At 65.6% G+C, this 12,059-nt stretch carries 12 protein-coding genes; all 12 read left to right on the plus strand.

Going from position 1 to position 12,059, the window contains the following annotated elements; all coding sequences use genetic code 11:
- Window positions 1–85: 85 nt before the first annotated feature.
- On the plus strand, window positions 86–1,075 hold the full coding sequence (locus FMP39_RS04420) for a TadE/TadG family type IV pilus assembly protein (RefSeq protein WP_090494293.1): 990 nt from the start codon (window positions 86–88) through the stop codon (window positions 1,073–1,075).
- 21 nt (window positions 1,076–1,096) lie between these two features.
- The gene (locus FMP39_RS04425; RefSeq protein WP_141588753.1) at window positions 1,097–3,187 is read left to right on the plus strand and encodes a TadE/TadG family type IV pilus assembly protein; all 2,091 of its coding nucleotides are present in this window, start codon (window positions 1,097–1,099) and stop codon (window positions 3,185–3,187) included.
- An 8-nt stretch (window positions 3,188–3,195) separates the two neighbouring features.
- Window positions 3,196–4,389 (plus strand): TadE/TadG family type IV pilus assembly protein, encoded by a 1,194-nt coding sequence (locus FMP39_RS04430; RefSeq protein WP_141588754.1) that lies wholly within the window; start codon window positions 3,196–3,198, stop codon window positions 4,387–4,389.
- Between the two features lies 1 nt (window position 4,390).
- Window positions 4,391–5,164 (plus strand): hypothetical protein, encoded by a 774-nt coding sequence (locus tag FMP39_RS04435; RefSeq protein ID WP_141588755.1) that lies wholly within the window; start codon window positions 4,391–4,393, stop codon window positions 5,162–5,164.
- Window positions 5,161–5,970: a hypothetical protein gene (locus FMP39_RS04440; RefSeq protein ID WP_141588756.1), complete on the plus strand. Its 810-nt coding sequence runs from the start codon at window positions 5,161–5,163 to the stop codon at window positions 5,968–5,970. Before FMP39_RS04435 ends, FMP39_RS04440 begins: the two co-directional genes overlap by 4 nt.
- On the plus strand, window positions 5,967–6,194 hold the full coding sequence (locus FMP39_RS04445; RefSeq protein ID WP_011554647.1) for a hypothetical protein: 228 nt from the start codon (window positions 5,967–5,969) through the stop codon (window positions 6,192–6,194). Before FMP39_RS04440 ends, FMP39_RS04445 begins: the two co-directional genes overlap by 4 nt.
- A complete protein-coding gene (locus FMP39_RS04450; protein WP_141588757.1) occupies window positions 6,191–6,937 on the plus strand; it encodes a hypothetical protein in 747 nt (248 codons plus the stop codon). Before FMP39_RS04445 ends, FMP39_RS04450 begins: the two co-directional genes overlap by 4 nt.
- 236 nt (window positions 6,938–7,173) lie before the next feature.
- Complete coding sequence (locus FMP39_RS04455) at window positions 7,174–7,788, plus strand: hypothetical protein (protein ID WP_228557663.1); 615 nt, start codon at window positions 7,174–7,176, stop codon at window positions 7,786–7,788.
- A 203-nt stretch (window positions 7,789–7,991) separates the two neighbouring features.
- Window positions 7,992–8,807 (plus strand): Flp pilus assembly protein CpaB, encoded by an 816-nt coding sequence (gene cpaB, locus FMP39_RS04460; protein WP_011554644.1) that lies wholly within the window; start codon window positions 7,992–7,994, stop codon window positions 8,805–8,807.
- Window positions 8,808–8,848: 41 nt separating this feature from the next.
- Window positions 8,849–9,694, plus strand: coding sequence for a type II secretion system F family protein (locus tag FMP39_RS04465; protein ID WP_011554643.1), 846 nt, complete (start codon window positions 8,849–8,851; stop codon window positions 9,692–9,694).
- 10 nt (window positions 9,695–9,704) lie between these two features.
- The gene (locus tag FMP39_RS04470; protein WP_141588759.1) at window positions 9,705–10,595 is read left to right on the plus strand and encodes a type II secretion system F family protein; all 891 of its coding nucleotides are present in this window, start codon (window positions 9,705–9,707) and stop codon (window positions 10,593–10,595) included.
- Window positions 10,596–10,601: 6 nt separating this feature from the next.
- Window positions 10,602–12,056, plus strand: a complete 1,455-nt coding sequence (locus FMP39_RS04475; RefSeq protein ID WP_141588760.1) for an FHA domain-containing protein — start codon at window positions 10,602–10,604, stop codon at window positions 12,054–12,056.
- Window positions 12,057–12,059 lie beyond the last annotated feature (3 nt).

A 12,059-nucleotide genomic window follows, 5' to 3' on the forward strand; every position in this document is an offset into this window, starting at 1 on the left:
TCTCATCAAATGGGAGGGAAACGTAGGCGCAGGTCTGTCCATTTGACCGATGCGCTTCTGACACCAGTCCCCGGATAATGGTTTCATGGGACAGGAAGCACAGGAACCGCGGGCGCAGGGGGCGTCTCGTCGGCAGTCGGGTCAGGCCGCGGTGGAAGCGGCGATGATCATGCCGCTCGCCGTCTTCATGACGCTGGGGATCATCCAGCTCACGATGATGCAGCACGCGAAGCTGATGACGGAGTACGCCGCCTACCAGGCCGCGCGTGCCGGCATTGTGTGGAACGGCAACAACGAGCGCATGCATGACGCGGCCATCGTGGCGTTGCTTCCCACCATGGGGCGTACCGACGACATCGTCGAGTTGGGGAAGACGTTCGTCCTCCACCAGCTCTACGACTCCGGCATGCGCATGCTGAACTTCGGTGGCGGCCGCGTGCCCCGGACGGTGAACGGCTCCAACCTGTTCGGCGTCATCCGCGTGGACACCATCAGTCCCGCGTACTTCACGCCCATCGATTCGATGTGGAAGCTGCGCAGCGGCTACAACTGGCAGGAGCTGGACTTCGACGGTGCGGACTCCTTCCCGGAGGTGCCCTCGTTGGAGAACCACATCCGAAAGTTCTTCAACCTGCCGGAGCCGGACGACGCGGAGCTGGTGTTCCGCAAGTCCACGCGACTGACCATCCGCCTGCGCTACTGGTACCAGCTGCGCGTGCCGTTCGCGAACTCCATCATCTTCTACTCGTGGTTCGCCTCGAACGCGGGCATGGCGCTGCGAGGCGCCATTGACCGCGGCACCGTGGACCCGCGCGCGAACATGATGAACCGGCGTGGCAACCTCAACCCGTTGCTCGCCGGTGCCCGCGGTATCGAGCACGAGATGGGGTACGACTCCGTCTATCCGCTCGAGATGACCGTTCTCTGGATGCTGGCCAACGGCAGCATCCCGCTCGTTTCCGACCTGGCTGGCAAGCGGTACTTCATGCCGCTGACGGCCACGTACAGCATGCGCATGCAGTCCAACTTCCACCGCAAGTGGATCATGCACCTGAACCCCGACTGGGGTCTGTAAGAGGAAGAGGACTCCCGACCCATGTTCACCCGGACCCTCCGACAGAGTTTCCGCCGCCAGGAAGGCCAGGCCTTGGTGCTGGCCGCCCTGATGGTGTTGATCATGTCCATCGCCGTGTTGACCACGGTCAACATCGGCCACACGGTGCATGAACGCATCCGCCTGCAGAACACGGCGGACTCCGCGTCGTACTCCATGGCCGCCATGGAGGCGCGCGCGTTCAACTTCTACGCGTACGCCAACCGCACGCAGGTGTCGCACTACGTGTCGGCGATGATGTGGCAGTCGCTGCTGTCACTCATCTATTCCGCCGAGGCGTTCCTCACGGACATCTTCGGCTTCATGAAGACGTTGAATCCGTGTGCGGGCACGCCCAGCGGCATCTTCTGGACGATCGCCTGTCCCATCCTGGAAAACGTCATTCCCTATGTGAGCGCCGTCATCAAGGCCATTGGCCGGATAATGGATGCGTATCGCAACTCGTTCCTCAGGCCCATTCAGCAGGTCATCCGGAGACTGAACCCGGACGACAAGATTGGGAGGTGGCTCATCCCGGCACACCGCGTGATGAACGGGGTGATGTACTTCGCGTCCCAGGCGGTGATGATGTCCGCGTCGACGCACGTGACGCAGACCACGCAGACCGTCATCGACGACAACGACAGCAACATCTCCTCGCTGGCCAGTCAGTTGGCGACGGGCATCTACAGCCAGTGCCTCTTCAGCCAGGCACACAACCCCCATTCGGGTGGGAAGCCGCTGAACCCGGGGACGTGGAAGAACCCCTTTGGCGCACTGGATGTGACGAAGAAAGACAAGAACGACCCCATCGCCCGTGCCAAGCGCTCCATGGGAGGCATCACGAATGCCACGCGCTACGCCTGCGACGCAGAGGGCGGAGCGTGCCCTCAGGGCTTCGTCACCAGCCGCAAGCTGGGCGACTTGCTCCCGATCCCGGACATGCTCGGCTTCATGAAGGACCTGTTCAACGATGGCATCGAGACCCCGATGTTCAGCTTCGGGAAGATCGGCCAGACGCGCATGCTTTCAACGGGGTTCCCCAACGCCAATGCGCTGAAGAAGGGGAAGGGGCCGGGCAATGACGCCCGCAGCTACATCCGTGACTGGAACGACAACCTTCATCCCTGGGGCATGACGGCGCAGGGTGACAACATTGGCTCGGATGATCCGTATTGGCTCAAGTTCGGGCCCGCGGAGATCGACATTGGCGTTGCCAAGGCCGACAACCCGCTGTCGTGCAACAAGAACGACGACTACTGGCTTTGCTTCGGTGACAATCGCAAGGGCAAGGGGGACTCCGGCAGCAGTAGTGCCAAGCTGCCCTTCAAGCACATGACGAAGACCAGCATCTGGGCGCTCAACGACCACGACAGTGGCGGGACCAAGGGCGGCCTCCACTGGCGCGTCAACTACTACGACAACCCGGAGCGCTGGGTTGGCCACGTGCGTCCACGGCGTGCCGAGGGCGTGGTCGGCCTCTATGAGGATCCGAGATTCTGCTTGGCCAGGGCCTTTGGGGCGTGCGTCGTCAGAACCGCCGTCTACGCAGCCAACGTCAGGCCGGTCCAGGACGGCAACCATCCCTGGAACGGGCTTGTGCCCTTCATGCACTTCGAGCCCGGTCAGCTCGGCGACGTGTGCAACCCGACCGACGACGCGGAGATGAGGAAGCCGGCCAAGCGCAAGGCGGACTTCAACCAGCCCACCGCCTGGGTCGCCCTGAACAAGGACCCGGACCAGGTCGTGAACCGGGAGAACAAGGACGGCACTGGCACCAACGCGCCCGCGCTGCTCAACGACGAAGGCAAGGTGAAGTTCGCCTTCACGCCGGACACGGATGGTCTGGAGCTGCTGAACAACCGGAAGAAGTTCCTGGGCCTGGTGGAAGGCCTCAACGTCATCTCCCGCGGGCAGGCCTATTACCACCGTCCCGGCAACTGGGCGGAGCAGCCCAACTTCTTCAATCCATACTGGCGCCCGCGTCTGGCGTCCGTGTACCAGGGCCGCCACTCACTGCCGAAGATTGGTGAGATGATGGACTCGCTGCCCGGCCCGCTTCAGGGCATTGCCCCGAAGATCATTACGCACTGAGGACTGCCATGCGTGCCCGTCTCCAACTGCGTTCGCGCTCACGAGGTGCCGCCACGGTCGAGTTCGCGCTCTCCGTGCCGCTCCTCGTGATGATTCTGATGTTCAGCATGTACCTCACGGAGTTGGTGAGGGCGAAGCTCAAGCTCCAGGAGGCGGCGCGCTACGCCGTCTGGGAGATGACGAGCTATGCGCTCACCGACTTCGCCAACGGGAAGCACGACGACGCCTTCGAGGATGCCCGCCGCGAAGCCCACACGGAGTTCATCGAGCGCTTCAAGGACATGGACTCGGTGGAGCCCAACGCCCCCGGGGGCAACTTCATTGCCCGCTATACGGACGTGAAGGCGACCATCACCAACAAGGAGATCGCGTTCCTGGAGAGCGGGATGCTCAGCCCCCCGAGCACCGGCGAAGGAGGCGGCCTGGCGGGTGCCATCCTCAGCCCGTTGAACAACGGCATGGGATGGGTTTTGAACCAGTGGGGGTTCAACAACAAAGGTTGGGTTGAGTCCGAGGTGGAGATGACCTTCCAGAACACCATCCTGCCCAGGCGTTATCTGGACGAGAGTGGTGGCAACGGTGGCTTCTTCCAGGTGGACACGATGGGCGGCCGCGACTTGACCAACCTGACCCTCAAGTCGAAGTACTCCATGTACGCCAACGGCTGGCACATGCCGGACGGCGGTGATGCCATCGTCCGCAGTCGCCGCGCCGGTCAGCATACCGGTGGCCCTCTCAGTCAGCCCCACGGCCTCTACCGGCAGGTGGACCGGATGGTCTTCCTGGGCTTCGCCTCCACCCTGGACAGCCTGGGCATTGGCCGCATCCTGGATGTGGTCGCCAAGGTGGTTCCCAACTTCCTGGGGACCTTCGTGGTGTCCCGGAACTACGGCGTGGGTGCCTCTCAGAAGGGCGATTGCAACGGCTTGGCCCAGTATGATGCGAGGGCCAGCAGCGGTCTCCACGTCATGCACAAGCCCAGCTTCAAGCTGACCGACCATGACCGGCCCGATTGCTTCGACACCGCGCCGTTCCGCGACGAGATGACGTACGGGGACAGCAACTACATCAAGGTCTTCAACGCGCGCGGTGAGTTCTACATGGGGTGCAAGCGGGCCATGGCGGATGACCCGACCGACCCGGATGCCCGCCCTGAGGCCACGGAGAATGACGAGCAAGACCTCAAGATTCCCTGCGAGTAGGGTGGGGGTCGTCCGGACGGCGCTCCTGTGCGTGCTGCTGGCCTCCGTGCCAGCAGCCGCGGAGCAGGAGCTGCCCATCTATCCGGGCACCATCCACACGCGCATCGGCAACGACCTGGTCATTGGCGGGGAGTACTACCGCCTCGCGTACTTCACGACGCCGGACTCCATGGAGAAGGTGGCCGCCTACTTCGCTCAGAAGTGGCAGGAAGAGGGCTACCCCACCGTGATGGAAGGGGACATGAAGGAGGAGGGCGTGGTGTCGGCGCTCTATACGCGCGAGGGGCTCCAGCGCGGCGTCGTCCTGCGCAAGCACCTGGGCAAGACGTTGGGGTTCACGGCGCTGCGGGACTTGTGGGTGCGGCCGCCCAAGAAGCCGGCGCCCGGGCTGGTGGCGCTGGAAGGCGCGCTCTACAGTCAGGACCTGGCCACGCGGGATGACCCGGGTGGCTCGCAGAGCCGCACCACGCTGGTGACGGGAGAGCTGACGAAGGTGCAGCAGCAGGTGAACGCGGAGCTGGAGCGCCGCGGCTACGCGCCCGTGCGGCAGTCCGCGCTCAAGATGGGTGGCGGCACGCAGTTGACCATGGAGCATGCACGCAAGGGCGAGCAGGTGGTGACGACGCTGTCGCCGGCCGAGGAGGGCGTCATCGCCGTGGTCCAGATGTGGATTGGCTCGGACCGCCCGGACGCGGTGCCCAACGACGATGCCGTGCGCCAGAGCCGCGAGGCCTGGGAGAAGGACCAGGCGGAGAAGAAGGAGGGCGCGAAGTGAGGGCCCTGCTCGTGGTGGCCGCGTTGGTGCTCGCAGTCCCCCTCCAGGCGGAGGCGAATCCCGCGCGGGAACTGGTGCAGCACATGTCCCGCGGCGCCCGCCCGGCCCGGCTGGGAGATTGGGTGACGTACCGCTTCAACGGCGGCGGTCTGCGGATTTACTACTGGCGGTTGGCGGTGGTGGGCGAGCAGAAGGACAAGGAGGGGCGCGACGCGGTGTGGGTGGAGATGGAGGCGGGAACCCATCCGGCCATGAAGTCGCCGCTCGCGCAGATGCGCATGCTGGTGGCTCGGGAGGGCGACGTGATTCGCTACGACGCCATCTCCCGCCTCTACATCGGCACGGGCTTCAATCAGCCCCAGGAGTACTCGGACGAGGCTCTCCAGCACGTCTTGAAGCAGCAGCAGGAGGCCGCGAAGAATGCGCAGGCCGCCGCGCCCCAGAAGCCCTCCAAGCTGCCCGGGGGCGTGAAGCCCATGGCGCGTTCAGGCAAGGAGACCCGGCTGATGACGCTCGCGGGCACCGTCGCGGCGGTCCCCGTCGAGGTCGTTGTGAAGAGCACCGTCATCAAACGGATGTGGCTCAGCCGGGAGATTCCGCTGCTGAACCTGGCCAAGATGGAGATTCCCGGCATCGGTCACGCCATGGAAGTGGCGGAGTACGGAATCGACGCCAAACCCCGCATGCGCATCCCCGCTCCGGACGCACCGAAGATCAACCTGGAGTACGCGGATGCTATACTCGATGACCTGCCCGGCGCCGCGGACGACGGGCACGGACACGACACCTCTGAGGACACGCCGTGAACCACCCGAAGACGCTGCGTTCCCGCGCCCGTAACCGTCGCGGGCAGGCCATGCTGGAGTACTCGCTCTTGAACTGGATTCTCGTCGTCGCGCTCATCATCGGCGCGTCGGTGAAGGTCCGTTGGTCGGAGGACCGGCAGTCCAACGTCATCGACCTGTTCATGGAGGCGTACCAGATTTATTACGACTCCTTCTACTTCGTGCTGAACCTGCCGTTCCCGTGACGGCAAGCAGTGAGGTGGGGCAGCCGTCCCCGCTGGGGCTGCGGCTGGTGCACGCCGTCTTGTTCGTCGCCTTCGCCGTGGGCGTGGGCGTGGCGTCCGTGCCCGAGTGGACGCACCTGACACGGGCCTTGAGTCAGCCCTTCCATGCGGGCGCGGCGCCGCGCTGGTTGGTGCTGGCGGGGTCGTTGCTGGCGGCGGTGGGCACGGCACGCCTGGGTTGGGAGCTGGTGCGAGGCCGGTCCGCGCCGCTGTGGACTTCCGGCGTCATCCTTCTGGGCGTCATGGCCACGCTCGCCGGTGGTCGTCCGCAAGGCCTGGAGCAGTCCCGCTCCGACGTGGCGGCCAACCTGGAGCTGCTCCGCGTGGCCCGGCGCGTCCACCTGCTGATGGTGCACGAGCTCCAGTCTCACGGGGAGGCGCCCCTGTCGCAGGACGCGTGGCGTCACGCGCTCCAGCAGTCCGGCGCGAGCGAGGTGCGGGTGTTCACGCGCGCCTTCCTCCCCGTCTACCCGCAGGTCGCCTGGCTGCCCTCCGAAAGCGCGCTGCCAGACCCGCTCGTCCCAGGGCAGCTCGCGGTGCACGTGACGCCGGATGGCGTGGGCTTCACGGTGCGGCTGGTGGGACTCCACCAGGGCCAGCCGGCGCTCCTCAAGGATGACCAGGGGGCAACGCTGGTGCTGCGAGGCCTGTACAACCCGGACCTTCCTCCGCCCGCGCAGCCCGCGATTCCGCCCACTCCCTGACACCTCGCGCGCTCAGCAAGGTTGCGGGTATCCTGAGACTCAGCCAGTGTCACCGGACCTCATGACGTGGCGGTCCTGGCCGGTGGGTCGTCCTGGAGTGACGGAAGGAGCGCGCAATGGCGCAGGCGGCATGGAAGTGGATGGTCGTCGCGGCGGCGGTTGGGGCAGGGGCACTGGCATGTGGCGGCGGGGGAGGCGGACCCAATCCTCCGCCCCCTGGTGGGTTCGACGCGGGAGTGAACGTCTTCCGCCCGGGCCTGGGCGAGGACGAAGGCGAGCCGCAGGGGACGCCACTCTCACTCCCCGAGGGCATCAGCATCGCCGACACCCTTCGCGGCGCCGAAGAGTTCACCGGCGAGTGCGAGAACGCCCGCGTGGAGTCTCAGGGCTCGGGCGCCTATGTCCGCGTCTGCGTGCCTCTGCGCAATGACACGGGGGCGCCTGTCGAGGTGGAGTTCCCCCCAGGCCTCGTCGTCGTGTCCACCTCCGAGGGACGCGGCCAGAACGGGTTGCTCATCGAGCGCACCATCCTCGTCGTTCCGCCCACCCCCCCGGGGCCCGGCGGGCGGGATGATGCCGGTACCCCGGACGGCGGGGCGGAGGAGAACGCCTATATCGTTCCCCTCTACATGTACTGCCTGAACGAGCAGCGGGACCCCTCCAACCAGTACATGACCTACGCCGTCGGCCCCGTCACGTCAGATGACGCGCTGCAGGAACTGCTGCGGCTCCTCGAGGGGAAGGTCATCGACAGCTCCGATGACGTGGGCGTGGTGCAGAACGCCATCTACAGCATCACCGAGCGCCGCGGCCTGACGACAGAGGACCGCGATGCCATCGACGACCTCTGACGCGGAACGACGTCAGGTCCCGGATTGCGCGCGATACAGAGCTGTCGCGAGAGGTGGTTTTGACACCCGGTGTATCGCACGGCTAACATCGCGCGCCATCCGCTGATTGCACTGCACTGTATTCCAACACCTGCTCTGGACTCCACTTCGGACTCCATCATCGCCGCCGAACGGCTCCCCCCCGTTCTGGAGGTTTCTGAACCATGCTGAAGGGCAAGACTCCGCTCGTCGTCGCGCTTGTGCTGGGCCTGCTGGCCGGCGTCATCGCGTATTCCGCCATCAAGAAGAAGGAGGCGGATGTCCGCCGCGGATGGAACCTGGTGCCCGTCGTCGTGGCGGCACAGGACGTCCCTGAAGGCACGGTCATCACCTTCGAGATGATCTCCCAGCGCTCCGTGCCGGAGCAGTTCGTGACGTCCTCCGTGGTGCGTCCGGACTCCGCGTCCTACATCGTGAACCAGAAGGTGCTGGTCGCGCTGCAGGCGGGTGATCCGCTGCTGTGGAGCCAGTTCGAGACGACCAAGGCCGCCGAGCGGCTGTCGTCGAAGGTGCAGAAGAAGGCGCGCGCCCTCACCATCGAGGCGAAGCACACCACGTCGGTGGGCGGCTGGATTCGCCCCAATGACCACGTGGACGTGATTGGCACCTTCCGCGACCCGCAGACGGACGAGAACGTCGCCGTGACGCTGCTCCAGAACGTCATCGTGGTGGCCACGGGCAAGATCACCGGTACCACCAACGTGAACCTCATCCCGGAGAACCAGCGCGAGTACAACAACATCTCGCTGATGGTGCTGCCGGAAGAGGCCGAAATCCTGGTGCTCGCGGTGGAGCTCGGCCAGCTGACGCTCAGCCTCCGCAACGAGGACGACGTGGACCTCATCGAGGAGCGTGGCCGCGCGACCATCAGCACGCTGCTGTCGGGTGAGCGCACCCGCGTGCTGGAGCAGAAGCGTCGCGAAATCATCCAGATCATCAAGGGCGGTGCCGAGCGGGCCGCGGGCGCTGGCGCGCCGTGATGGCGTGCGTCGTCCACCCTCGCTCTTAGGGAAGCGCGCACATGCTTGCTGGAATCGTCCTCCTCCTCGTCACCGGCTCGGTCTTCTTCTTCAGCCTGGTGATCTTCAGCGTCCTGTCGAAGGCGTATGAGCAGTACCAGGAGCGCTACGTCGCCAAGTCGATGAACGACTTGAGCGACATGTTCCTCTTCATCGATCCACGCCAGATGTTGATCCTCAACATCGCGTGCATGTGCTTGTTGGGGATCCTGACGTACATCATCTTCAACCCCATCATGGCGGTGGTGGCCACGGTGTTCGGCTTCTTCCTGCCGATGCTGATGGTCAAGCACTACCGGAAGCGGCGCATCAAGAAGTTCAACGTGCAACTGGTGGACGCGCTGCAGGCCATGGCCAACGCCTTCAAGGCCGGTCTCACGTTCCCCCAGGCCATCGAGCACGTGGCGCGCGAGGCGATGCCGCCGCTGTCGCAGGAGTTCGGGCTCTTCGTGAAGGAAGTGAAGCTGGGTGTTCCGCTGGAGGAGGCGCTCATCAACATGGGCCGCCGCGTGGGCAGTGACGACCTGGAGCTGGTCGTCGTGTCCACGAACATCGCCCGTCAGCTCGGCGGCAACATGGCCGAGATGTTCGAGACGATCTCCACGGTGATCCGCGAGCGCTTCCGTCTGGAGGGCAAGATCGACGCGCTCACCTCGCAGGGCAAGCTGCAGGGGTGGATCGTCGCGGCGATGCCCGGTGTGCTCGGCATGGTGCTCAACTACATGCGGCCCGACCTGATGGAGCCGATGATGGACCACATCTTCGGTTGGATCCTCGTGATCATCATCGCCATCATGGAAGTGATGGGCATCCTCATCATCCGGCGCATCGTCAACATCGATATCTGAGAGGTGCACCGTGGACGATGTCCTGACGCCAATCTTGATCGGCAGCTCGGCGCTCCTCTTCGCGGGCGCCGTGGGCTTCCTGGGCCTGGGGCTGTACCAGACGATGCTGGAGCGCTTCCTGTCGGAGGTCCGTGACGAGTCCACGGGCGGCATGAAGGGCTTTGGCTCGGTGGCCATCCGCCGCCTGGGCGCGATGAACCGCCGCTTCATGTGGCCCGGCTATGAGGCCAAGGCGCGCCGCAACCTCATCAAGGCGGGCGAGCCTCAGGCGTACAAGCCCGAGGACATCATGGCGCTGCAGGAAGTCAGCGCGGTGGTGGGCCTCATCATGGGCTTCATCCTGCTCAACGGCTTCGGCGTGAGCCTGGTGTGGGCGCCGCTGTTCCTGCTCTTCGGCATGTACTACCCGCTGATGTGGCTGAACGACCAGGTGAAGAAGCGCCACCTGCTCATCAGCCGCGCGCTGCCCTACAGCCTGGACCTGCTGACGCTGTCGGTGGAAGCCGGCCTGGACTTCACCGCGGCGCTGGCCAAGGTGGTGGAGAAGGGCAAGCCGGGGCCGCTGCGCGAGGAGCTGCAACTGGTGCTCAAGCAGCTGAAGATGGGCAAGACGCGCGAAGAAGGCCTCAAGAGCATGATTGTCCGCGTGGACCTGCCGCCGCTGACCACCTTCGTCACCGCGCTCATCCAGGCGGACAAGATGGGGACCAGCTTGGGCAAGGTGCTGCGCATCCAGTCCACGCAGATGCGCATCGACCGCACCCAGCGCGCGGAGAAGCTGGCCGGCGAGGCGCCGGTGAAGATGCTCTTTCCGCTCATCGCGTGCATCTTCCCCACGGTGTTCATGGTGCTGTTCGGGCCCATCGTGTTCCAGTTCATGTTCGGAAACGTCGCGGGGTAGCGCCCCGTGCCCATCCTCCTGACCATCACGCAGGGGCTCCAGCAGGGACGGGAGCTCACCTTCGAGGCGGCCGAGGTCAACATCGGCCGCACCTCGGAGAACGACCTGGTGCTGCACGACCACGGCGTGTCGCGCAGGCATGCGCGCATCGTGCTCCGCGGCGACAAGTACTTCGTCGCGGACATGGGCAGCTCGAATGGCACCGTGCTCAACGGCGGGCTGCTGTCGGGTGAGCAGCAGCTTCGGGATGGGGACAAGATTGGCGTAGGCCCCGTCGAGTTCACCTTCGTCTGGGTGCCGCCGGAGGGGGACGAGGACGCCACGCGGCCCATCCGCCGGGGCGACCCGATTCCAGCGCTGGACCCGGACGCCACCCGTCCCATCCGTCTCAACGACCCCATTCCCGCCGAGAGCGGCATCGTGCTGCCGGAGGGCCATCCCACCGCGCAGCGGCCCGCGGTGGTGCCGGTGCGTCCGGGCACCGCCGCCGTGACGAAGGCCGAGCCCGGCGCGGGGCAGACGGCGGCGGAGCGCGCACGCCGTCGCCGGGAGCTCGCGGGCAGTCAGGCAGGCAGGTTGCTCCTGTGGTGGGGGCAGCTGTCGAAGCCGGCGCGTCTGGGCGTGGGCGCAGTCGGAGGCGGCCTGGTGCTGGCGCTGGTGGGCGTGCTGGCCGTCTTCTTCATGCCCAAGGGCGAAGGCCGGGCGTCCGGAGTGGAGCCGGAGGACCTGGGCTTCGAGGTGATTTCAGACTCGTTCGGGGTGGGCGAGGGCGTGACGTGGGAGAACCCGGAGCACAAGTCGTTCGCCTTCCAGTTCGTCACCCCGACGCGGGCGGTGGCCGTGGTCCACTACATGGCCAGTGGCATCTCCAAGGAGGAGGTGGCGCTGGTCGTCAACGGCGTGGACGTGGGCTGGGTGCCGCCGGACGTGAACGCGGTGACGGAGCGTGGGCTGGAGCAGATTCTCCCGCCCTCCGCGCTGAAGCGGGGCGAGCTCAACTCCATCGTCTTCGACAACGTCCGCAACCCGCCGGGGCGGGACACCTGGCGTGTGTGGAACCTGCGCCTGGAAATCATCCCGGTGCCGGAGTTGCCGCAGGACGAGCTCCTGGCCAAGGCGCGTCAGTACGTGACCGCGGGCGCCCGGTTCTATGAGTCGCGCGACGTCGGCGCGGAGAACCTCTTCAAGGCGTGGCAGCAGTACCGCTTCGCTTGGGTGACGCTGGAGGCGCTGGACACCAAGCCTGACATCTATCAGGACGTGCGTTTCCAGCTCGGCGAGGTGGCAACCGAGCTGGACCACAAGTGCAGCCAGCTGCTGCTCGATTTCCAACGCAGCGTACAGTACCGGAATGCGCGGACGGCTCGGGCCGCGTTGCAGGAAATGGGTCGACGCTTCCCTACGGCCGAGCATCGCTGCCACAATCTAGGTTTGCAGTTGGCTTACGAGCACGAGCTGTAGGCG

Source organism: Myxococcus sp. AB056 (assembly GCF_006547365.1).
GTDB lineage: Bacteria > Myxococcota > Myxococcia > Myxococcales > Myxococcaceae > Myxococcus > Myxococcus virescens.